The 23278-nt window shown below is 63.9% G+C and carries 19 protein-coding genes; 10 read left to right on the plus strand and 9 right to left on the minus strand.

Annotated elements, in window-relative coordinates:
- Nucleotides 1-30: 30 nt before the first annotated feature.
- Nucleotides 31-918 carry an EamA family transporter RarD gene (rarD, locus tag OSW16_RS25045; protein ID WP_267819278.1) on the plus strand — a complete coding sequence of 296 codons (888 nt, stop codon included), beginning with the start codon at nucleotides 31-33 and terminating at the stop codon, nucleotides 916-918.
- A gap of 228 nt (nucleotides 919-1146) precedes the next feature.
- Here the strand turns inward: rarD and OSW16_RS25050 are convergent, their stop codons facing one another.
- Nucleotides 1147-1665, minus strand: coding sequence for a glycine cleavage system protein R (locus OSW16_RS25050; protein ID WP_241805670.1), 519 nt, complete (start codon nucleotides 1663-1665; stop codon nucleotides 1147-1149).
- 446 nt (nucleotides 1666-2111) lie between these two features.
- On the opposite strand from OSW16_RS25050, the gene OSW16_RS25055 reads away from it, so the two are divergent.
- A complete protein-coding gene (locus OSW16_RS25055; RefSeq protein WP_241805669.1) occupies nucleotides 2112-4289 on the plus strand; it encodes a malate synthase G in 2178 nt (725 codons plus the stop codon).
- Between the two features lie 129 nt (nucleotides 4290-4418).
- Here OSW16_RS25055 and OSW16_RS25060 read toward each other — a convergent pair whose 3' ends face one another.
- Nucleotides 4419-4862, minus strand: coding sequence for a response regulator (locus OSW16_RS25060; protein ID WP_241805668.1), 444 nt, complete (start codon nucleotides 4860-4862; stop codon nucleotides 4419-4421).
- A gap of 185 nt (nucleotides 4863-5047) precedes the next feature.
- On the opposite strand from OSW16_RS25060, the gene OSW16_RS25065 reads away from it, so the two are divergent.
- From OSW16_RS25065 to OSW16_RS25100, 8 genes are all read left to right on the plus strand, one after another.
- On the plus strand, nucleotides 5048-6985 hold the full coding sequence (locus OSW16_RS25065; RefSeq protein WP_267819280.1) for a putative nucleotidyltransferase substrate binding domain-containing protein: 1938 nt from the start codon (nucleotides 5048-5050) through the stop codon (nucleotides 6983-6985).
- A complete protein-coding gene (locus tag OSW16_RS25070) occupies nucleotides 6982-7692 on the plus strand; it encodes a PolC-type DNA polymerase III (protein WP_267819281.1) in 711 nt (236 codons plus the stop codon). Before OSW16_RS25065 ends, OSW16_RS25070 begins: the two co-directional genes overlap by 4 nt.
- A gap of 157 nt (nucleotides 7693-7849) precedes the next feature.
- Nucleotides 7850-8368, plus strand: a complete 519-nt coding sequence (locus tag OSW16_RS25075) for an RNA polymerase sigma factor (protein WP_241805665.1) — start codon at nucleotides 7850-7852, stop codon at nucleotides 8366-8368.
- Nucleotides 8365-9321, plus strand: coding sequence for a FecR domain-containing protein (locus OSW16_RS25080; RefSeq protein WP_241805664.1), 957 nt, complete (start codon nucleotides 8365-8367; stop codon nucleotides 9319-9321). The genes OSW16_RS25075 and OSW16_RS25080 overlap by 4 nt, the downstream gene beginning before the upstream one ends.
- A gap of 217 nt (nucleotides 9322-9538) precedes the next feature.
- Nucleotides 9539-11974, plus strand: a complete 2436-nt coding sequence (locus OSW16_RS25085; protein WP_267819284.1) for a TonB-dependent siderophore receptor — start codon at nucleotides 9539-9541, stop codon at nucleotides 11972-11974.
- 55 nt (nucleotides 11975-12029) lie between these two features.
- The gene (locus OSW16_RS25090) at nucleotides 12030-13142 is read left to right on the plus strand and encodes a PepSY-associated TM helix domain-containing protein (RefSeq protein WP_267819286.1); all 1113 of its coding nucleotides are present in this window, start codon (nucleotides 12030-12032) and stop codon (nucleotides 13140-13142) included.
- Entirely contained in the window at nucleotides 13139-13315 is a 177-nt protein-coding gene (locus OSW16_RS25095) for a hypothetical protein (RefSeq protein ID WP_267819288.1), read from the plus strand. The genes OSW16_RS25090 and OSW16_RS25095 overlap by 4 nt, the downstream gene beginning before the upstream one ends.
- A gap of 66 nt (nucleotides 13316-13381) precedes the next feature.
- Nucleotides 13382-16183: a dermonecrotic toxin domain-containing protein gene (locus OSW16_RS25100; protein ID WP_267819290.1), complete on the plus strand. Its 2802-nt coding sequence runs from the start codon at nucleotides 13382-13384 to the stop codon at nucleotides 16181-16183.
- Here the strand turns inward: OSW16_RS25100 and OSW16_RS25105 are convergent.
- Genes OSW16_RS25105 through waaF form a run of 7 tightly spaced genes read right to left on the minus strand, consistent with a single transcriptional unit; the run spans nucleotide 16144 to nucleotide 23104 of the window.
- On the minus strand, nucleotides 16144-17586 hold the full coding sequence (locus tag OSW16_RS25105; RefSeq protein ID WP_267819292.1) for a lipopolysaccharide kinase InaA family protein: 1443 nt from the start codon (nucleotides 17584-17586) through the stop codon (nucleotides 16144-16146). The two genes, OSW16_RS25100 and OSW16_RS25105, sit on opposite strands and share 40 nt — an antisense overlap.
- On the minus strand, nucleotides 17586-18338 hold the full coding sequence (locus OSW16_RS25110) for a lipopolysaccharide kinase InaA family protein (protein ID WP_267819294.1): 753 nt from the start codon (nucleotides 18336-18338) through the stop codon (nucleotides 17586-17588). Before OSW16_RS25110 ends, OSW16_RS25105 begins: the two co-directional genes overlap by 1 nt.
- The gene (locus OSW16_RS25115; RefSeq protein ID WP_267819296.1) at nucleotides 18335-19069 is read right to left on the minus strand and encodes a lipopolysaccharide kinase InaA family protein; all 735 of its coding nucleotides are present in this window, start codon (nucleotides 19067-19069) and stop codon (nucleotides 18335-18337) included. The genes OSW16_RS25110 and OSW16_RS25115 overlap by 4 nt, the downstream gene beginning before the upstream one ends.
- The gene (gene rfaP, locus OSW16_RS25120) at nucleotides 19069-19875 is read right to left on the minus strand and encodes a lipopolysaccharide core heptose(I) kinase RfaP (protein WP_241805656.1); all 807 of its coding nucleotides are present in this window, start codon (nucleotides 19873-19875) and stop codon (nucleotides 19069-19071) included. The genes OSW16_RS25115 and rfaP overlap by 1 nt, the downstream gene beginning before the upstream one ends.
- Nucleotides 19872-20996, minus strand: coding sequence for a glycosyltransferase family 4 protein (locus OSW16_RS25125; protein ID WP_267819298.1), 1125 nt, complete (start codon nucleotides 20994-20996; stop codon nucleotides 19872-19874). Before OSW16_RS25125 ends, rfaP begins: the two co-directional genes overlap by 4 nt.
- Entirely contained in the window at nucleotides 20996-22054 is a 1059-nt protein-coding gene (gene waaC, locus OSW16_RS25130; protein WP_267819300.1) for a lipopolysaccharide heptosyltransferase I, read from the minus strand. Before waaC ends, OSW16_RS25125 begins: the two co-directional genes overlap by 1 nt.
- The gene (waaF, locus tag OSW16_RS25135; protein ID WP_267819302.1) at nucleotides 22055-23104 is read right to left on the minus strand and encodes a lipopolysaccharide heptosyltransferase II; all 1050 of its coding nucleotides are present in this window, start codon (nucleotides 23102-23104) and stop codon (nucleotides 22055-22057) included. It lies immediately after the preceding gene.
- Nucleotides 23105-23278 lie beyond the last annotated feature (174 nt).

Raw genomic sequence — 23278 nt, forward strand, 5'->3', positions numbered from 1 at the left:
TGTATTTAGCTACCTAAGCAAGGATTCTGCATGCACGCCGCAAACCCGCGACGCGGGTACATTCTTGGCCTCTCGGCCTACATCATCTGGGGCTTGTTCCCCCTCTATTTCAAAGCCATACAAAGCGTCCCGGCGGTTGAGATCATCGTCCATCGGGTGCTCTGGTCCGCCCTGTTCGGTTCGCTGCTGCTGTTGGTGTGGAAGCACCCAGGGTGGTGGCGCGAGTTGCGCGACAACCCACGCCGCCTGGCCATCCTTGCCCTCAGTGGCGCCCTGATTGCCGGCAACTGGCTGACCTACGTGTGGTCGGTCAACAATGGGCGCATGCTCGAGGCCAGCCTGGGCTACTACATCAACCCGCTGGTGAACGTGCTGCTGGGCATGCTTTTGCTGGGTGAACGCCTGCGCCGCCTGCAATGGCTGGCAGTGGCCATGGCCGCAGTAGGTGTGGCGCAACAGGTGTGGCAAGTCGGTAGCCTGCCGTGGGTGTCCCTGGTACTGGCGTTGACCTTCGGCTTCTATGGCCTGATCCGCAAGCAGGCACCGGTGGCGGCGCTGCCCGGCCTGGTGGTGGAAACCTGGATGCTGGTGCCCCTGGCGCTAGGCTGGTTGCTGCTGCACCCCGCGGCGATGAGTGCACAAGGCAGTTTCTATACCAGCAGCGAGGCGCTATGGCTGATCGCCGCCGGGCCGGTAACCCTGATACCGCTGGTGTGCTTCAACGCCGCTGCGCGGCACTTGCCCTACACCACCCTGGGCTTCCTGCAGTATCTGGCGCCAACCCTGGTGCTGCTGCAAGCGGTACTGCTATTTGACGAGCACCTGTCATCCAGCAGCCTGATGGCTTTCCTGTGTATCTGGGCTGGCCTGGCGCTGTACAGCGTCGATGCCTGGCTGAATCTGCGCAAGCGCACCTGATCAAAAAACGATCAAAACTCTGCAGGCCACGCCGTTCGTGGCCTGGCAGAACATCTCCAGAGGTTATCCACACCCTCGTCCCCGTGGTTTGTGCACAAGCTATTGATTAGTGGCTGTTTTTTGAACAAACAGCGGGAGAGCTTGCCGTCTCTGGGTTAGCGCGGAGCGCCCCCAGGTTATCCACAGGGCCTTCCCCGATTAATCGGGATAACCCGCTAGCGCTTGGGCTCACTCTTGCGGCCGCAATTTCAACTCCACCATCAAGTCATCCGCCAGGCTCTCCAGCTTGTGCTGCAGGTCGTCCAGCGACAAGGTCAATGGCAGCGCCAGCAAGGCATCGGCATGGAACAACGGCTCGCTGCTCATCGGCGCCGGGCGTACTTCGGTGGTGAAACGCTCAAGGTTCACCCCTTGCTCAGCCAGCAAACGGGTGATATCCCGTACGATGCCAGGGCGGTCATTACCCACCAACTCCATCGCGATCGGCTTCCAGGTACAGGAAGGCTCGATGCCGCTTTCTGCGATCAGCACACGGATATCGTATTGCCCCAGGGCCTGAAGCGATTTCACCAGCTCATCGTAGCTCTCTGCCGGCACGGCGACCCGCAAGATGCCCGCGAATTGCCCGGCCATACGCGACATACGGCTCTCCAGCCAGTTACCGTTGTGGTCGGCTATGCACTGGGCAATCCGTTCGACCTGGCCGGCCTTGTCAGGAGCAATCACGGTCAGTACAAGATGATCCACAGGCCTTCCTCTGCGTCGTGCCGCCTGCAGCGGCGGGAATTGGTTCAGTATAGGCAAGGCGCGGCAACCTGCCGCAGGACGGTCTGGCGAACTAATCGTGTACTGTTTCAAGATTTATCTGGAACAATCCACCGGTTTTTTGCGAACATAGCGACTCCCAGCGTGACCCTCCGCGACCTGCTGGTCGCGGCGCGACGCTTTTAGTCTGATGTTCACCGGCCCGCTGCTTCATGTAGTATGCGTCGGCGCGGACTACAAAACGTCGTTACGATGTCTGCCAAGGCGCCTGTGAAAATACGCCAACCGCTCACCAGCCCGTCTGGCGAGCCGCACCCAGCCGCTCTCATGAGTGGTGAGAGCATGTACTGGTGCCGTGTTTAGAGAAGCGCTACAGGCTTAATACAGAAGAGCGAAAGCGAAATAGCTGAGCAAAGGTGAGGCAAGCAATGACTGGATACGTTCAAGTCGGTGGCCTTCAGGTCGCCAAGGCCCTGTACGACTTCGTCAACAACGAAGCGATCCCTGGAACCGGCGTCAAGGCCGATGCGTTCTGGGCCGGGGCAGAAAAGATCATCAACGACCTCGCCCCAAAGAACAAAGCCCTGCTCGCCAAGCGCGACGAGCTGCAAGCCAAGATCGACGCCTGGCACCAGGCACGCAAAGGCCAGGCACACGACGCCGTCGCCTATAAAAGCTTCCTTCAGGAAATCGGCTATCTGCTGCCACAAGCCGACGATTTCCAAGCCACCACCCAGAACGTGGACGAAGAAATTGCCCACATGGCAGGCCCACAGCTGGTCGTGCCGGTGATGAACGCCCGCTTTGCCCTGAACGCCGCCAACGCCCGCTGGGGCTCGCTGTACGACGCACTGTACGGCACCGATGTCATCAGCGATGAAGGTGGCGCAGAAAAAGGCCAGGGCTATAACAAGGTCCGCGGCAACAAGGTCATCGCCTTCGCCCGCGCCTTCCTCGACGAAGCCGCGCCGCTGGCTGCTGGCTCGCACGTCGACTCCACCGCTTACCGCATCGAAGGCGGCAAGCTGGTCGTTGCCCTCAAGGGCGGCAGCAACAGCGGCCTGCGTGACGACGCCCAGCTGATCGGTTTCCATGGCGATGCCGCCGCGCCAACCGCCGTGCTGCTCAAGCACAATGGCCTGCACCTGGAAATCCAGGTCGATGCCAGCACCCCGGTCGGCAGCACCGATGCCGCCGGTGTGAAAGACATCCTGATGGAATCGGCGCTGACCACCATCATGGACTGTGAAGACTCGGTCGCTGCCGTCGATGCCGACGACAAGGTCATCGTCTACCGCAACTGGCTGGGCCTGATGAAAGGCGACCTGGCCGAGAGCGTCAGCAAAGGCGGCAAGACCTTCACCCGCACCATGAACCCCGACCGCGAGTACACAGCGCCCAATGGCGGCACCGTAACCCTCCACGGTCGTTCGCTGCTGTTCGTGCGTAACGTGGGTCATTTGATGACCAACCCGGCAATTCTCGATGCCCAAGGCAACGAGATTCCCGAAGGCATCCAGGATGGTCTTTTCACCAACCTGATCGCCCTGCACAACCTCAACGGCAACACCAGCCGCAAGAACACCCGTACCGGTAGCGTCTACATCGTCAAACCGAAAATGCACGGCCCTGAAGAAGTGGCGTTCGCCGCCGAGATCTTCAGCCGCGTCGAAGACCTGCTGGGCATGCCGCGCAACACCGTCAAGGTCGGCATCATGGACGAGGAGCGCCGTACCACGGTCAACCTCAAGGCCTGCATCAAGTCGGCAGCCGAGCGTGTGGTGTTCATCAACACCGGCTTCCTCGACCGTACCGGTGACGAAATCCACACCTCCATGGAGGCCGGCGCCGTGGTGCGCAAAGGCGCCATGAAGAATGAAAAGTGGATCGGCGCCTACGAGAACAACAACGTAGACGTTGGCCTTGCCACCGGCCTGCAAGGCCGTGCGCAGATCGGCAAAGGCATGTGGGCCATGCCGGACCTGATGGCTGCCATGCTCGAGCAGAAGATCGCTCACCCGCTGGCCGGCGCCAACACCGCCTGGGTTCCGTCACCGACCGCCGCCACCCTGCACGCGCTGCACTACCACAAAGTCGATGTGCAGGCGCGTCAGCGCGAGCTGGCTAGCCGCACCCCGGCTTCGGTCGACGACATCCTGACCATCCCGCTGGCAGCTGACACCAACTGGTCGGCCGAAGAGATCCGCAACGAGCTGGACAACAACGCCCAGGGCATCCTTGGCTACGTAGTTCGCTGGATCGACCAGGGCGTGGGTTGTTCCAAAGTGCCCGACATCAACGATGTGGGCCTGATGGAAGACCGCGCTACCCTGCGTATCTCGGCCCAGTTGCTGGCCAACTGGCTGCGCCATGGCGTGGTTACCCAGGAGCAGGTGCTGGAAAGCCTCAAGCGCATGGCAGCCGTTGTCGACAAGCAGAATGCCGGTGACGCCCTGTACCGCCCGATGGCGCCGAACTTCGACGACAACATTGCATTCCAGGCTGCAGTGGAACTGGTGGTGGAGGGTGCCAAGCAACCGAACGGTTATACCGAGCCGGTCCTGCACCGTCGCCGCCGCGAGTTCAAGGCGCGTAACGGGCTGTAATCTGCAACGGGCCGCTCGCCGGCCCGATCGCAGGCAAGCCGGCGCTCACAGGCACATCACTGGCCTCAAAGGGTGTGATGAACTTGTGCGCGCCGGCTCGCCGGCGAACGGCCAGAACAGCCACCTGAGCTACCCTAGCTGCAACTCTTTCTTCACCAACCCCAGCAATTTCCCCAGATCCACCGGTTTGAGCAGAAAGTCCACCACCCCCAGGTGCATCACATCCACCGCCTCCTTCACATCGGTGTCGCCTGACACCACGATGATCGACAACGCCGCGCGTTCCGACTCACGAATCTGCCGAATCAGCTCCAGGCCATCCTTGGGCTCCATGCGCAGGTCGGTGATCATCAGGGCGATGCGCGGTTCGTAATGCAGTTTGAACATCGCCTCCTGGGCACCATCGGCCTTCATGCAGTCGATCCCTCTGCTCTTGAGGTAAAGGCACAAAGCCTCGCTGTTCACCGGGTTGTCATCAACCACCAATACCACCGGCCTGGATGCGACGGGCGCACTCAGACCGGCCAATGCCTCGCGCTCGGCGTCACTCAGGATGTCGTCATGCTCAACCATGGTCGTCTCGTCAAATAGTCTTGCTCATCGGTAAGACCGCAGCTTGCGATATTGATCACATTACGCTCATAGACTTACGTCCAATGGGCACCGCACGGCCGTCAGCCGACCATGGGGGCCGAGAACAACAAGGCCGCACCTATATATAGATATATATAGTTCGGCGTAGCGATACGGTCAGTGTCATGAGCAAAAACGACGCCTACAGCCAGGCGGGCAGAACGGTAGTTCTGCAAAACATTCAGGGCACCCTGCAGTTTTTGCAGCGTTTCCCGCCGTTCAACCAAATGGAACACAGCCACCTGGCGTTCCTGGTGGAACAGTGCCAGTTGCGTTTCTACGCCAGCGGGGAAAGCATCATCAAGCCCACCGACGGCCCGGTGGAGCACTTCTACATCGTCAAGCAGGGCCGCGTGGTCGGTGAGCGCCAGCACCTGGTCAAGCCCGGCGTGGAAACCACCTTCGAGATCACCAGCGGGGAGTGCTTCCCGCTGGCCGCCCTGCTTGGCGAACGCGCTACCCGCACCGAGCACCTGGCAGGCGAGGACACGTTCTGCCTGCAATTGAACAAAGCCGCCTTCATCCGTGTGTTCTCCCTGTCGGATGTGTTTCGGGATTTTGCGCTGCGCGGCGTCAGTAGCTTGCTCGACCAGGTCAATCAACAGGTACGTCAGCAAGCGGTGGAAACGCTCGGCACCCAATACTCGCTGAACACCCCGCTGGGTGAACTGGCCATGCGTCATCCGGTGGTCTGCACCCCGGACACGCCGCTGCGCGACGCCGTGCGGTCGATGCACGAGCAGCAGGTCGGCAGCATCGTGGTGGTGGATGCGCAGCGTTACCCGGTGGGCATTTTCACCCTGCGTGACCTGCGCCAGGTGGTGGCCACTGTCGATGCCGACCTCGGCAGCGCCATCGAGCGGCACATGACCGCCAAACCGTTCTACCTCAGCCCGCGGGCCAGCGCCTTCGACGCGGCCATGGCCATGACCGAGCGACACATCGCCCATGTTTGCCTGGTGGAAAACCAGCGCCTGTGCGGCGTGGTCTCGGAGCGCGACCTGTTCTCCCTGCAACGGGTCGACCTCGTGCACCTGGCCCGCACCATCCGCCACGCACCGCGCCTGGACTCGCTGGTAGCGCTGCGTGGGGAGATCGGCCAGCTGGTCGAACGCATGCTTGCCCACGGCGCCTCCTCGACCCAGATCACCCAGATCATCACCCTGCTCAACGACCACACGGTCTGCCGGGTCATCGAACTGGCGCTGGCCGAACGTGGCGACCCTGGGGTGCCATTCAGCTGGCTGTGCTTTGGCAGCGAAGGGCGCCGTGAGCAGACCCTGCATACCGACCAGGACAACGGCATCCTGTTCGAGGCGGCCGATAGCCGCGAGGCCGAAGCCATTCGCGCCCGCCTGCTGCCGCTGGCCCACTACATCAACCAATGCCTGGCCCAATGTGGCTTCACCCTGTGCAAGGGGAACGTCATGGCGGGCAACCCCGAGCTGTGCCTGTCGCGCGCTGAATGGGCACGGCGTTTCGCTGGCTTCATCCGTGAAGCCAGCCCAGAGAACCTGCTCGGCTCGAGCATCTATTTCGACCTGCGTGTGGTCTGGGGCGACGAACAGGGTTGCGAACAGCTGCGCCAAAGCGTGCTTGAACAGGTTGCCGAAAACCGCATCTTCCAGCGCATGATGGCCGATAACGCCCTGCGTCAGCGGCCTCCGGTAGGCCGCCTGCGCGAATTCGTCCTGACCCGCCAAGGCAACGACAAGGCCGCTACCCTGGACCTCAAGGTCCAGGGTCTGACCCCCTTCGTCGATGGTGCGCGGCTGCTGGCCCTGGCCAACGGCATCGGCGCCTGCAACACCCTGGAGCGCCTGCGTCAGTTGGTCGACAAAGGCGTTATCCAGGCGCTCGACGGCGCGGCCTACGAAGAGGCCTACCATTTCATCCAGCAAACGCGCATGCAGCAGCATCAGCGCCAGACCCGCGACAATCAGCCTTATTCCAACCGCCTCGATCCGGACAGCCTCAACCATCTGGACCGGCGCATCCTGCGTGAGTCCCTGCGCCAGGCGCAGCGCCTGCAAAGCAGCCTGGCCCTGCGGTACCAGCTATGAGCCTGTTCGCCTGGCTACGGCCTGCCGCCCCGGCCCTGGACGATGCGCTGCATCAACGCCTGGCGCGCCTGCCAAAACCCGCACCGCTGGGCGTGTGCTCGCTGCGTGAGCAGCGCTGGGTGGTGCTGGACCTTGAGACCAGTGGCCTGAACCCCAACCGCGATCAGGTCTTGTCGATCGGTGCCGTAGCCATCGAAGACGGCGCCATCGACTTTTCCCAGCAGTTCGAGCGCACCCTGCACCGCCCGGCCCAGAAAACCAACGCCAGTGTACTCATCCATGGCTTGGGCCCGAGCGCCCTGGCTGCTGGCAGCGACCCAGCCGAGGCGTTGCTCGAACTGCTCGAGTTCATGGGTGACAGCCCGGTGCTGGCGTTTCATGCACCTTTCGACCAACGCATGCTGGCTCGGGCGTTGAAAGAAACCCTTGGCCATCGCCTGCAGCAGCCGTTCCTGGATGTCGCTGAACTGGCGCCCATGCTCAACCCGGACACGGTACTGCGCGAAGCAGGGCTGGATGACTGGGTGGCACGCTTCGGGCTGCAGGTGGATGAGCGCCACCACGCCAGCGCCGATGCCCAAGTCACTGCTGAACTGGCGTTGATCCTGTTCAGCCAGGCGCGTCGCCAGCAGTTGGACAGCCCATTGCAGCTGGAGCAGCGCTTGCGCGGGTGGCGCCGGCGCAATGTACAGGGGCACGGGCTTTAGAAACCTGTGCGTTGAAGGCGCTGCCCTGTGAGATCGCGCGCAGCCCCCCCCTGATAGTGGCAACCCGATAAGCGTCCATTGCGCCCTGCCCCCCGCCTCTGCAACAATCGCGAATAATTATCGTTAGTTAACGCATTCGTTCCGGGGGGGACACTGCTTGTCTTCTGCTCAGAGCCCACACGCCGAACTGGTCGGTACGCTGTACCGCGACCACCGCAGCTGGCTGCTCGCCTGGCTGCAACGCAGCATGGCCTGCCGCCAGCGTGCCGAAGACCTGAGCCAGGACACCTTCGTGCGCCTGCTCGGGCGCGAACACCTGGACACCCCCCGTGAGCCGCGCGCATTCCTGGCCGCAGTAGCCAAAGGGCTGATGTTCGACCATTTTCGCCGCGCTGCCCTGGAGCAGGCCTACCTGGCCGAGCTCGCCCGCCTGCCAGAAGCCGAACAGCCCTCCCCTGAACTGCAACACCTGATCCTCGAAGACCTCAAGGCCATCGACCGCCTGCTCGGCAAGCTGTCGAGCAAGGCACGCACAGCGTTCCTGCACAATCGCCTGGATGGCATGGGCCACGCCGAAATCGCCGAGCGCCTGGGCGTATCGGTATCGCGGGTACGCCAGTACATCGCCCAAGGCATGCGCCAGTGCTATGTGGCGCTGTATGGGGAGCCGACGTGAACAACTCACCGGTTTCTGCCGGGGTCCTTGAAGCGGCCATCGCCTGGAAACTGAGCCTGGACGGCGGCACCGGTACGCTCGACGAGCGCAGCGAGTTCATGCGCTGGCATGCCGCCAGCGAAGAACACGCTCGCGCCTGGCGCCAGCTGGGCACCCTCGATCAGCGGGTCAGCGCCGCAGCCGGCCCCGCGCGCCAGGCCCTGCAGCAATCGCGCGCAGGGTTGCGTCGGCGGGTGGCGAAGGTGGGCGGCGGGCTGGCTGGCATGTTCCTGCTCGGCTCACTGTTGGCCTGGGTCGGCGCGCCATCGCTATCGGCAAGCTACTGGCTGGCCGATCAGCGCACCGCCACCGGCGAACTGCGGACCCTGCGTCTGGAGGACGGCACGCTGCTGAGCCTGAACACTCACACGGCAGTCGACATCGACTACGAAGGGGACCAGCGTGTACTGGTGCTGCACCAGGGGGAAATCTCGGTGGAGACCGGCCACCAGGACCCTCGCCCGCTGCTGGTGCGCACCGACGATGGCCGCCTGCGCCCTCTGGGCACTCGCTTCCTGGTGCGGCGCGAAAACCACGGCACCCGCCTGGAAGTGCTGCAGTCCTCGGTTGCAGCCCAGCCGCTCAACAGTGGTGACGAGCAGGTCCTGCGTGAGGGTCAGCAGGTGCTCATGAACGCCAATGGCCTGGGCCGTATCGCCCCCGTGCAAACCGGTGCGGACGCCTGGACCCGCGGCATGCTGGTGGTGGACAACGTGCGTCTTGCCGACCTGGTGGCGCAGCTGGGCCAATACCGCAGCGGCCACCTGGGCGTAGCCGATGAAGTGGCCGACCTGCGCGTGACGGGGAGCTTCCCGCTGACCGATACCGACCTGGCCCTGGCTTCACTGGCCCCCGCGTTGCCGGTGAAGATCGAGCGGCATACCCAGTGGTGGATCAACGTGGTGCCCAAGTAGGGCCTCAACGCCCTCGTCGCCGGCAAGCCCGGTGCTGCGTTCCTTCACTGTTGATCAGCGCATTGCCGCCCCGTGGAGGGCCGGCTTGCCGGTGATGAGGCTGAACTGGCTGCGTACAAATACAAACCATTTCGATTTTTTTTCAGAGGCCCCTGTCACTTCTGAAATCTCGCTCGGCAAGGAAGCAATTAGCACTTATCCGTCGAGGAACCGCTGCATGTCCCGTGCCGTTGATCGTATCCTGCGCCCCAGCCTGATGGCCTTGTCCATCGCCCTGGCTGCACCGTTGGCCAGCCCTACCCTGTTCGCCGCCGAGCAGTCCGCACAGCGCGCCTACGACCTGCCCAGCGCCCCGCTGGCCACCACCCTGAACCAGATCGCCAGCCAGTCGGGCATCGCCCTGGCCATCGACCCGGCACTGGTCAGCGGCCGCAACTCGGCGCCGGTCAACGGCCAGTACGACGGCCTCGGCGCCCTGCAGGCAGCCCTGCTCGGCACCGGCCTGCAGTTGCAGCAGAGCACCGTCGGCAGCTACAGCCTGGTGGCCGTCCCTGATGGCACCCTGGCGTTGCCCGAGACTGCGATCAATGCCAATGCCTCGTACGAAAGCGCTTGGGGGCCGGTTGACGGCTACACGGCAACACGCACCGCCGCTGGCACCAAGACAGACACCGCCATTGCCGAGCTACCACGCTCGGTGACGGTGATCACCCGCCAGCAGATGGAAGACCGCCCGGTCCTCAATCTCAACGACGCCTTGCGCTACACCGCTGGCGTACAGAGCAGCGGCTACGGCTCCGACTCGCGCAGCGACTGGCTGCTGGTACGCGGCTTCGTGCCCACCCAGTTTCTTGACGGTCTGCCATTGCCGAAAGGTAACTACGCGTCACCGAAAATAGAGCCCTGGAACCTGGAGCGCATTGCGGTACTGCGTGGCCCGGCCTCTTCCGTCTACGGCCAGACCCCTCCCGGCGGCTTGCTGGACATGACCAGCCGCCGCCCGGATGTTGTAAGCAGCCACGAAGTTGAAGCCCAGGTTGGCAGCAACAACCACAAACAGATCAACTTCGACAGCACTGGCAAGATCGATGACAGCGGACGGTTTCTCTACCGTGTGAGCGGTACCGTGCGCGACAGCGGCACACCGATCGATCATATTCCGGACAAGCGCTACAACATCGCACCCAGCTTGACCTGGAACATCAATGACGACACCAAACTGACGTTCATTACCCAGTACACCCGCGACGATACCGGTATCACCGGCCAGTTCCTCCCCTTGCAGGGCACCAAACTGGACAGTCCTGCAGGCAAGATCTCCCACCACAAGAACCTGGGCGACCCGGACTGGGAATCCTACGACCGCACTTACTATCACTTGGGTTACGCGTTCGAAACCCGCCTGAACGACACATGGCAGTTCCGCCAGAACCTGCGTTACGCGCGTAACGAACTGGACTTCAAGGGCATCACCGCCGGCGGTTCGATCTGGCCGGCAGGCCCGGACGAAGCAGTCAGCGCCGATGGCACGGTGCAACGCACTGCCGGCATCGTCGAGGAAGACATCTCCCAGTTCGCGGTGGATAACAACTTCCAAGCGGACTTCCAGACCGGCAGGGTCGCCCATACCCTGCTGCTGGGGCTCGATCACCAACGTTCGGACAGCAATGCCCGCTGGCGCTGGGGTTCGGCCGGCGTGCCGCCAAGCAATATCCACAACCCGATCTACGGCCAGGATTTCTCGAACGTCCAGTACTTCGACATGTATGACTACGATCAGAAAACCCAGCAGACCGGTCTGTATGTTCAGGATCAGATGGCCCTGGACAGCTGGCGCCTGACCTTGGGCGGCCGCGAAGACTGGGTACACACCGGCACCACCTTCCACAACCAGGGCGACGCCACCAATACCCAGCGTGACAAGAAGTTCAGCGGTAACGCAGCACTGAGCTATGTGTTCGACAACGGCATTACCCCGTACTTCTCGTATGCCGAGTCGTTCCAGGCCGCAACCGGTGCCGCAGTGAACAGCACCGACGCTTTCAAACCTACCGAAGGCAAACAGTACGAACTGGGCATCAAGTACCAGCCCCCTGGCAGCAAGACACTGCTTAGCGCAGCGGTATTCGACCTGACCCAAGAGAACATGTCGGTAACCGAGGGCAGTGTGACTCGCCAAGTCGGTGAAGTACGCGTCAAAGGCCTGGAGCTTGAAGCCACATCGGATGTCACCAAGAACCTGAAATTGATCGGTTCCTACACCTATAACGACAGCGAGATCACCAAAGGCAACGACGGGGAGAAGGGTAAGCGCATGGCCCAGGTCCCTCGTAACCAGGCCACTGCCTGGGCCGACTACACCTGGCACGAAGGCGCGCTCGATGGCTTTGGCGTGGGTGTCGGTGTGCGCTATGTGGGTGACACCTATGGCAACACCACCAATACCGATTGGGGCCATGTGGGCTCATACACCGTCTACGATGCCTCGGTGCATTACGACCTGGGCCGTCTGAACCCAACCCTCAAGGGCGTGACCGTTGCCGTGGATGCGAAGAACCTGTTCAACAAGGATTACCTGTCGACTTGTGACGGTTACTACTGCTACTACGGCGACGAACGCAACGTAGTGGCCAGCGTCAATTATAAGTTCTGAGCGAATAGGGGCCGCAGTGCGGCCCCTGGTTCCATCAGGCACAATCGGTACCGTGATGAAAAGCCAAACCATCCGCCGCTGGTCCGTGGTTCACACCTGGAGCAGCCTGGTCTGCACCCTGTTCCTGCTGCTACTGGCCATCACCGGCCTGCCGCTGATCTTCCACCACGAAATCGAACACCTGCTCGGCGACGCCCCCGCGCTGCGCGAAATGCCTGCAGGCACCCCCCACCTGGACCTGCAACAGCTGGTGCTCAAGGCCGAGCAGCATCGTCCCGGCGAGGTGATGCAGTACATTGGCTATGACGAGGACGAGGGCAACGGTGTGGTGGCCATCACCGCTGCCACGGCGGGTACCGACCCCAACTCGTCACACACCTTCATGCTCGATGCCCGCACCGGCGAGGCCGTCGCCATGCCGGCCGCCAACGGCGGTTTCATGATGATCATGCTGCGCCTGCACGTCGACCTGTTCGCCGGGCTGCCCGGCAAGCTGCTGCTGGCGTTCATGGGTGTACTGTTCGTTGTGGCGATCGTCTCCGGCACCGTGCTCTACGCACCGTTCATGCGCCGCCTGCAGTTCGCCACGGTACGCCACGACAAGTCCCGGCGCCTGCGCTGGCTGGACCTGCACAACCTGATCGGGGTGGTGACCCTGGCGTGGGCGCTGACCGTCGGTGTGACCGGGGTCATCAGCGCCCTGTCCGACCTGGTCATCGCCGCCTGGCGCAACGACAGCCTGGCCACCATGGTCGCGCCCTACCGTGACGCCCCGCCGCTCACCGAGCGCGCTCCGGCCAGCCGACTGCTGGACATCGCCAAGCAGGCCGCGCCCGGTATGCGCCCAGACTTCATCGCCTTCCCCGGCACGCGGTTCTCCAGCGAGCACCACTACGCCGTGTTCATGAAAGGCGCCACCCACCTTACCTCGCACCTGCTCACGCCCGTGCTGATCGATGCGCGCACCCTGCAGGTGACCGCCGTGGGCGAACGCCCCTGGTACATGGACGCCATGGGGCTGTCGCAGCCACTGCACTTCGGCGACTACGGTGGGCGGCCGATGCAGATCCTCTGGGCTGTGCTCGATGGGTTGACCATCATCGTGCTCGGCAGCGGCCTTTACCTGTGGTGGGGCAAACAGCGCAAACCCCGGGAGGCCCGGGCATGAGCCACACGTCGCAACCGACCCTGCGCATTTTCACCTGGCCAGCCGCCATCGGCCTGCTCGGTGCAGCCGGCCTGTTCGCCGCCTTGCTGGGTGACGGTGCGTGGGATGCCCTGGCCTGGCTGGGCCTGGCCGTGCCCGTCATCCTCAGCCTGCGCGGGTTGTGCCGGCGATAACCGGCTACCGCTTCGGCCCTTGCCCCGGGCCGTAACGTTGCGCCTCCCTGACCGAAGGAGCGCAACATGCTACCGCTGGAACGTATCGAATTCCTCGACCATCAGATCACTGCCCTCCTGGCGCAAATGCCGAGCCCCGACCGACCACGGCTCACCCGTCAGCAGCTACAGGGCGAGCTGGCGGAATACTGGGCAGCCAGCGATACCCAGGGCCGCTCGCGCAGGGTGCGCCTGTGCGATCTGCGCCGGGCCATGATGCATGCCGAACTGACCCTGCGCCTGGGCGACCAAACCTTGCCCACCCCTCAGGCCGATGCCCTGAGCCTGTGTCTGGACCTGCCCTACGCCTGGCAACGCCGCCCCCAAGCGATGGCCACACGTGCCCAGGTCTACCGCCTGGTCCTCAGCCGTAGCCAGCCCCACAGCCGCGCCGTGCTACCAGGGATGTTCGTGGTCATCACCGGTACTGACGAGGCCGCCGAACTCTCCCCGGAGCAACCCCGCGGGCCGGCGTTGCTGTGCGGCCTGACCCAAGGCATCGAGGCCTATGCCTCGCTGGCCGACCTGCACCTTGAGCTGTGCGAACGCCTCGACGACCCGCTACAGGGCCCGCCACTGCTGCGCCTGCTGGTCGATGCCGAGCGTATGGAGCACGCCGCCAAGGCCGATCGCCTGCGCTATGAATGGTATGCCGATGACCCGGTGCAAGCCCAAATCGACATTCTGATCGAAGCGCAGCGCCTGCGTGTCAACCACGCCTGGGCCACCGCCCAGGGCGCGCTGGCACCCACGGCCGAGGCGCTGCGCGAGGCCCTGTCACTGACGGCCGATGTCGGCAAGCAGGCGTTGCTCGACACGCGCTACGGCCTGCTGCTGGAAAAAAACCTGCCCAACTGGCTGACCACGGCAGGGCCCCAGGCGCTTTCGCACATCATGCAGGCCATGCAACAACTGGTCGCCGCCGGCAATCGCATCGCCGCACCAGGCATCCTCACCTTGGCGCAGTTTCGCGAGCAGGACAGCTTGCTGGGCTGGGCCCGCGCCCGTGTAGAGGAACGCCTGCGCCACGATCATGGCCTGCGCTACGCAGCTGCCGACATCATGGTCCATGTGGTGCACAGCCGTCAGGCCGGCCCGCAGCTCAACCCCTTCAACCCTTCGATCTACGTCACCTGGCGGGGCTTCGAGCAGGTCGGTGGGGTGATGGTCGAGCTGACCAGGGAGAGTTACCCGCTGGACGAGTTGGCTTTGTGCAACCTGAACTGGTTCGACTACGACTATTGGCTCACCGCCCGGGTGACCCATCGCCAAGACAAGCCGTTACCCGAGGCACTGAACCCGGCCTACATCAAGGCGATGATCAGAAACCTGAATGTTGGCGGCAGCTATGATGCTTACCTGAAAACCCAATTGATCGACTCCCCGGTCGGGGGCTGGAGGCTCAATGCCCATGCCCTGATCAACCGGGCCCGCATGCGTGCCGAAGTGGCCAAGGCGCGTTATGCCGGGCACCTTGGCAACGCCCAGGGTGAACAAGGCTACCGCTGGGTACGCCAGGTACTGGACTACCCACACAACGCGCTGCGCCCGCCCGTGGACACCCACCGCATCACCGTGCGCCAATTGACGATCCATGGTCATACCCTGCAAGGGGTTCTGCTGATCAACGCCGAAGGCTCTGGCACAGGCGCCTTCGTCCTGTACACACCGGACGCACCCGACCGCCGCGCCTGGCGCCGGCTGAGCAATGCTCGCGAACTGATGCGGCTGCTGCGCCAGCAACCGGCCCTGCGCGCCTACGTCGCGAGCCGCCTGCCCCTGCTGTCACCAGTGCGCATCGAAAAACTGCTGAACAAGGGCCGGCTCGGCCCGGCACTGCGCATCCTGGCAATCGAGGATGACCTGTTCTTCGCCTACTACATGGCCGAGGTGCGCGGCTGGTTGGCGGTGGTCGATGCCCGGAGCCGCACCACCGGGGAGGCAGATCTTCAGCAGGGCACCGCGCTGGTGTGGCGCCTGCTCGACCTGATCAGCCTGGTACTGCCTGCGCGTGTACAGATTCCCCTGGCCATGGGACGCATGGTGATCGAAACCTGGGCTGGCCTGGAAGCCTTCAGCGAGGACGATATCAACGGTGTGCTGACCCATACCTACAACGCCCTGAGCTATGCCAACGATGCAGGTACCGGCGCGGTCAGCGCCGGCCTGATGCGCCGTATGATGCGTGGCCTGCCGACGCAACCACCGCTGCCACTGCCCTCGCGCTACAGCATCACGCCTGCGCTCGAGCACCTGCGCTACACCATTGACGGTGTGCACGGTGAAGGCGTCTTTGAAAAATCATCAGCCTTCGAAGGGCTGACCCAATACTTTATCCAGGACGCCCACGGCCGCTATTACCAGGTCTCGTTCGACGGGCGTCGTTGGCGTGTCATCGACCCTACGCAGCCGGACGCTTACCTGCTGCAGCCAGTCAAACGCCTGGCCAATGGCAACTGGGTGATCGACTCCCCGGTGCTGTGGTACGACGGCTTGCCCGATCTACCGCAGTTGCTGGCCAGCTGCCGCCTGCAGCCGCCGTTGGAGGGTGAAGCGGTGGGCACGCAGGCGGGGCTGTGCCAGGCAGACGACCAGCTCTACCTGCAAACCCCTGCCGGGCAACTGCCCTTGCGTGCGCACCTGCTCGCCGGGCACTACCACTTGGTGATCCCGCACGCCCGGCAAGCCGGCGTGGTGCCGTGGGCGATCCTGTGCTGGCAAGACCAGCAGTGGCGCATCCGAGTACGCCAGGCCGGGCGCAGCAGCGATTGGTTGGCGCTGCCGGATGCCTACTCGCCGAGCCTTGGCAGCAACCGGTCCAGGCGCTGATGCAGGGCACTGCTGCTCGGCCAGTTACGCAACAGCCGTGCCCGGTCACGGGCGTAGGCCGGTGCGAAGCTGAGCGCCGTGGCGTGCTGGCACATGGCGTCGAGGTCGATCAATGACCATTGGCCGTTGTGCCAGAACAGGTTGTGGCCTTTGAAGTCGCCATGGCTGATTCGCTCGCGGATCAGTTGCTGCATCACCTCCACCAAGGCATCAACTTGCTCTTCAGGCGCCTCGCCGTTTTCCACATAGGGCGCGAAGCACGCAGTCAGGTCCGGCCCATCGACATGTTCGGTGACCAGGTACGCCCGGCTGCGCAGGCCCATGACGCGCTGCTCCAGCACCGCCAACGGGCGCGGCGTGGCGATGCCCAGGAACTCCAGGCGATGGCCTTCGATCCAGGAGTGCCAGGCCCGGCTCGGGCGCCAGAAGCGCTTGAACCAGTGCGCGGTGTTCTTGATGTTGTAGCGTTTGAGCACCAGTGAGCGCCCACCCACTTCGACACGCGCCACGCTGGCCGCGCCGCCTGTCTTGTACAGGTGGCCCTGGTCGATCAAGGCATCGGCCTGTTCCAGCACCGGCAGCATGGCCTGGACTTCGCTGCGACGGATTGAGCGTAAGCCCGAAAGGCTGCGCTCGACGCTGAACAGCGTGCATTCGCGACCGGCCTTCTCCAGGTAGTCCTTCAGCCGCCAGTTGCGCACCTTGTCCACCTGCTTCTGCAACGCCTCCATGGGCAAGGCGTGCTCGGCATTGGCCAGCAAGTAGTGCACCAGCAGCTCTTCGATGAAGGGCTCCAGGCGCTTGGGCAACTGCGCGAAGAACACGCCGAGGTTTTCCAGCACACGCGGGCGCGACAGCTGCTGGCCGGGTGTTTCGGCCTTGATGCCAGCGCCATCGATGAGGTACAGCTTGCCGCCGTGACGCAGCAGGTTGTCCACGTGCAGATCTTCCTGCCAGAGGCCCTTGGCATGCATCTGGGCAACGGCGGTCAATGCTTCGCCAAGCACCAGGTGCTGTTCGTCGGCAAGCACCGGCAAGCCTGCCACTTTGTCCCAGGCATCGGCCAGGCTTTGGGCGCCGTCGAGGAACTCGAACAGCAGCCAGCCACCCTCACCGTCCTTGAGCCCATCGGCAAGCAGCCTGGGCGTGGTCAGGCCCTGCTCGGCCAGCAGCTTCACACCCTCCAGCTCCCGCTGGAAATGGCGCGCGGCGTTGCCACCCACCAGCAACTTGGCCAACACCGGCGTACCGCGCCATACCCCGGCACCGACATAGCGCTGGCCCGGCAACACCCGCAGCAGGCTTAGCAGCTGAAGTTCGGCGTTGCCAGCGGCGTCGGCCAGGCTGATCGAGAGCGGCAGTGAAGGGCTGCGCCCGGCATCTTTCAATTCAGACAAACGCATCAGCGGGCCTCTTTTTCACGACGGCGTTGTGTCAGCCGCTGCAACCAGGTGCCAACCAGCGCGCTGTCGGCCGGCAGGGCAAGGTAGGCAGCCAGCAGCGTGCGCACCTGCGCTTCGCTCCAGGCCGGGGCGCGGCGCAGCAGCGGCTCCAGGTCCTTCAGGCGGTCGCGCATGCCGAACAGCAGTGGCCGGGTCTTTTCCAGGTCGATCAGTTGCGCGTCCCAGCCTTCGCGGCGCTGGCGCAGGAAGATGTGCTTGGGGTAGAAGCAGCCGTGCACCTGGCCGGCGCTGTGCAGCGTGCGCGCCAGCTGGCCACAGGCCTGGAGGATACCGTTGCGCTGAGCGTCACCGAGCTGCGGCCATTGGCCCAGCAGGCTTTCCAGGTCGCTCCAGTCATCCAGCGCACGGGTGAGCAGAATCGCCCGGTGCTGGCCCGCGTGCTTGCGCTCACCGTAGAACACTGCCTGCAGGGCCGGGATATGCAGCTTCTGGTAACGGCTGATGTTGCGGAACTCACGGGCGAACGTCGGCTCGCCGAACGGGCGGTGCAAAGTGCGGGTCAGGTAGTCGCTCTGGCGCTTGAGGTAATACCCTTTACCCTCGAGCTCCAGGCGATAGACACTGCTCCAGCCGCCACGGCCGGTGTTGGGTTCGTCCACGGCATCGAGCTGCAGCGCCCACAGCGCTTCGAAGTCATTCAGGCCATGGCGTTTGAGCAGCGCGAGGTCCGCGCTGGCCAGGTAATCGGTCATTCCCTTCCCTCGAAGAAGCTCAGTACCTGACGAACCCGGCGCTTGTCGCGTGCATTCAGGCGCTGACGCCCGCGGTACTGCAAATAGAAGCGCAGACGCTGGGTCGCCGTCAGGTGGTACTTGGCGACCTTGTCCAGGCATGCCAGGTCCTTGATCAGCCGGTGGCGCCACATGAAACCGCGCCAGAAGTCGCCGGTCGGGCAATCGATGAAGAACAGCGTGCCCCGGTCATCGACCAGCAGGTTGCGCCACTTGAGGTCGTTGTGGGCAAAACGATGTTCATGCATGACCCGGGTATGGCGCGCCAGCTGTTGGCTGATATGGTCGACCCAGGCGCGATCGGCCAGGCGCGGATCATTGCGCTCAGCCAGCGCCGACAGGTCTTCGGTGCGGGGCAGCTCGCGAGTGATCATCGCGCCACGGCCAAACGCCAGGCCTTTGCGCTCAAGGCCCCAGGCGACGACTTCGGCGGTGGGGATGTCCCATTTGGCGAACTGCTTGAGGTTCTGCCATTCGGCCTTGATACGCGGCCGGCCGAGGTAACGGCGCATGTGTTTGCCGGCGCCGGTGTAGCGCTTGACGTAATAGTTGACCCCGTCACGCTCGACGCGGACCACCTCGCTGAGCGGGTCACGGGTCAGGCGCTCACCCTGCAGGGCAAACACCGCATCAAGAGTGCCGAAGTCCGCCGCCAGGTGTTCATAGCCCGGCGCCAGTGTCCAACCCGCCATCAGAGTGCATCCCCATAGCGTTGTTTGCGATCGTAGAGTTTCTGCGCCTTGCGATCCAGCCAGGCCAGCAGCGCGGCTTCCTCGCTGAGGACCTGACGCAGCGGGCGCTGGAAGTAACCACGCAGGAAACGCAGCTTGTCGCGCCGGGTCAGGCCAATGTCCAGCGCCGAAAAGTACAGCGCGGCCAGGTCCTTGTCCCGCCAGCGGCGGCTGATTTTCGCCCGGGTCTGGGCGCGGTGCAGGTCGATTACCGACAGCTTGAAGTCTTGCGCCGTCACCGGGCGATCGGTGTGCAGCAGGAAGTGGCAGATGTAGCAGTCGCGGTGGTTGACCCCGGCGCGGTGCATGCCGCCGGTCATCTTCGCCACTTCGGCGATCAGCGCGTGCTTGAGCGCCGGCTCAGGCGGCTGCCTGACCCAGTCGATGCTGAAGTCTTCCAGGCTGATGGTCGGCGCCAGCTCTTGAGTGACGATGAACGAATGCTGCGTGGCCGGGTTGCTGCCACGCTCGCCGTAGGCCACTGCAGTCATGGTCGGCACGCCGACTTCATGCAGGCGCTCGATGGCCCGCCATTCCTGGCCGGCACCCAGCACCGGAAGCTTGGCGGTGAGCAGGTTCTTGAAGATTTCGCCCCAGCCAATGCCCCGGTGGATCTTGACGAAGAAACCTTCGCCATCGACCTCGGTGCGCAGCGTGCGGCGACCTTCCAGCTCGCGGTACACCTCGCCTTGCAGGGCTTCCACGGCATCAAAGGCATCACGCCCCGCCCACAGGCGCTTGAAAGGTTCGGCCAGTATCAGCTTCATGCGCTCTCCTGCCCCAGAATCACGTCGGCGGCGTGCTGCGGCATGCTGTACAGGTCGGCGGTATCGGCAAAGGCCAGCCCATTGCGCGACCACTCAGCACGCGCCGCTGGCGCTTCGAGCATGCGCTGCAGGTAGCCATTGAGCTGTTCCTGCTCGAACGGCTCGTCCAGCACCAGGCCGCTGTCGGCCTCGGCAATGTAATGGGCATAACCGCAGACCTTGGAAACCAATACCGGCAAGCCCGCCACCAGTGCTTCGAGCAGCACCGTGCCGGTGTTCTCGTTGTAGGCCGGGTGAATCAACAGGTCCGCACCCAACAGGAAGCGTGGAATGTCACTGCGCCCCTTGAGAAACTGCACCTGCTCGCCCAGGCCCAATGCTGCGCTCTGCAGCTGGAACACCTTGGGGTCGTCCTGGCCTATGACCATCAGCCGGGTGCGCTTGCGCAAAGACGCCGGCAGAGCGGCCAGGGCTTTGAGGCTACGGTCGACGCCCTTGGTTTTGAAGCCGGAGCCGATCTGTACCAGCAGCAGGTCGTCATCGCCCAGGTTGAACTCCTTGCGAAACGCCGCGCGGATCTCGGCGGCATTGGCCGGCGCACGGCGGTCCTGGGAAATGCCGGGCGGCAGCAGGTGGAAGCGCTCGACAGGGGTGCCGTAGTGCTTGATGAACAGCGGTTGCTGCACCTCTGAAATCATCAGCACCTCAGTGCGCGCATCCTTGGCGAACACGGCCCGCTCGTACTCGGCAAAGTGCCGGTAGCGGCCCCAGCGGCGGTACAGGCCGCCACGCAAGGTCTGGGCCTTGTCCTCGAAACAGCCATCGGCCGCGTAATACACGTCCAGGCCCGGCATCTTGTTGAAGCCGATCAACCGGTCTACCGGGCGCTTGGCCAGATCGGCCTGCATCCAGGCACTGAGTTTTTCGTTGCGACGGTGGTTGAACAGCGCCTTGACCGGTGCCACCAGCACCTCGAAACCGGGCGGAACGTCACCTTCCCAGATCAGCGTGTAGACACGGATCTGGTGGCCCCGCTTCTGGCATTCCAGGGCAATGCGCATGAAGTCGCGCTGCAGCCCGCCGAAGGGGAAATATTTGTAAAGCACGAAAGCCAGTTGCATCAACGGACATCCTCAGCCAGCAGCAACGCGCTCAAGCGGCTCGCCACATGCTCGGGATTCAGGCGAGTGAAGCACAGTGGCCACTCGCGTTTGAGATCGAACCGGCGCAGGTCGTCGGCGCTCGGTTTGTAGGTGCACTTTTTCTGCAGGCACGGCGCACAGGGGAAATCGCTGGCCTGATGGACCTGTACACGGCCATAGGCGCCGGTCAGGCCCGGGTTGGTCGGGCCGAACAGCGAAATGGTAGGCACATCCAGCGCCGCCGCCAGGTGGCCCAGCCCAGTGTCCACCGCAACACAGGCCTTTGCCGCCGCCAGCACGCGGGCAACACCGGCAAGGTTCAATCTGGGGAGCACCTGGCAGTTGTTCAAGCCCTGGGCGATACGCTCGGCGCGGTCTTTCTCGGCCTGGTTGCCCCATGGCAGGCATACCTGCAGCCTGCTGCGGCCCAAGCGTTCAGCCAGCTCGCGCCAGTAGGCCTCGGGCCAGTGCTTGGTCGCCCAGGTGGTGCCGTGCAGAAACACCACGTACGGCGCTGCCGGCGGCAGTTGCAGGCGGTCCAGGTCCAGGCCGTACCTGCCGATACCTTCGGGCAGGTCATAGGCCAGCGCCATGGCGAACAGCTGGCGCACGCGCTCTACCGCATGCTGGCCGACGGCGACCGAAAGGCGCCGGTCATAGAAGCGGCTGGCCCAGCCCTCGCGCGCCGAGTAACGGTCCAGGCCGGCCACCGGCGCCTTGACGTAGCGGGTCAGCCAAGCCGACTTGACCAGCCCCTGGGCATCGATCACCAGGTCGTACTTGCGCTCGCGCACGCGTTGCTTGAACGCCTTCCACTCGCCGCTTTTGATGGTCTGCCAGACATTCTTGCGCCAGCGCCGAATGGCCACCGGTATCACCTGGTCGACCGCCGGGTGCCAGCTGGGGATCTCGGCGAAGCCTTCTTCTACCACCCAGTCGAAACGGATGCCTGGGATCGCATGGGCGGCATCGGTGAGCGCCGGCAGGGTGTGGATCACATCCCCCAGCGACGAGGTCTTGATGATCAGTACCCGCACTTACTCGACCTCGGCCACGGTATCGATCAGGTTTGGCCCACCCAGGCTGTGCAGGGCGGCGATGACTTTGCCCGGCTCCAGCAGACGCAGGCAGTTGTAGTGGCCGAAGCGGCAGGTGCGGTCGAAGCATGGGCTGCACTCGATGCCCGTGCGCACGACCTCCACCTGCTCGGCCAACGGCGGAGTGAAGCCCGGCGAGGTCGAGCCATAGACGGCAACCAAAGGGCGGTTCAACGCCGCCGCAACGTGCATCAACCCGGAGTCGTTGGACACCACCGCGTTGGCGCAGGACATGAGGTCGATCGCCTCGGCCAACGAGGTTTCGCCTGCCAGGTTGCAGGACTCTTCACGCAAACCCGGGATCAGCCGGTCGCGGATCTGTTCGCCGACCGGGTGATCGTTCTTCGAGCCGAACAGCCAGACCTGCCAGCCTTGGCGAATCATGGCGTCGGCAACGTTGGCGTAGTGCTCTGCCGGCCAGCGCTTGGCTTCCCCGAACTCGGCGCCTGGGCACAACGCAAGCACCGGGCGGTCCAGCTCCAGGCCGAACTTGGCCAGCGCCGCCTCACGGCTCGGCGCTTCGATCTGCAGGCTCGGCCGAGGATAAGGCTGCGGCAGCTCGGCACCCGGCGCGTAGGCCAGCGCCATGAAGCGCTCGATCATCAGCGGGTAACGGGCCTTGTCCAGTTTACGCACGTCGTTGAGCAGGCCGAAGCGCATTTCGCCGCGCCAGCCGGTGCGCTTGGGGATGCCGGCAAAGAACGGCACCAGCGCCGACTTCAGCGAGTTGGGCAGCAGGATCGCCTGGTCGTACTGCCCGGCCAGGGACTTGCCGATGCGCCGGCGCGTAGCCAGTTCCAGCGCGCCATGGCCGAGCGGGAAGCTCAAGGCCTGACGCACTTGGGGCATGCGCTCAAGGATCGGCCGGCTCCACTCGGGCGCCAGCACGTCGATCACGCAGTCGGGGTGCTGCTGTTTCAGGCACTGGAACAGGGTTTGCGCCATCACCATGTCGCCAACCCAGCTGGGGCCAATGATCAGTATTCTCATGCTTAGTCCAGAAACGCTCGGGGAGGCTACAGGCTGCGGTACAGCCTGGCCTCCCCTCTTTATATTCAGGCTATGTGGCGGACAGTGTACCACCCGGGCCGCTTCGCGCCCCAATCGCCACCAAGCAGGCCCCACAGGGGGCATGCAGGCCTCAGGTACTGCAGCGCCCTCTGG

The organism is Pseudomonas putida (genome assembly GCF_026625125.1).
GTDB classification, from domain to species: domain Bacteria; phylum Pseudomonadota; class Gammaproteobacteria; order Pseudomonadales; family Pseudomonadaceae; genus Aquipseudomonas; species Aquipseudomonas putida_X.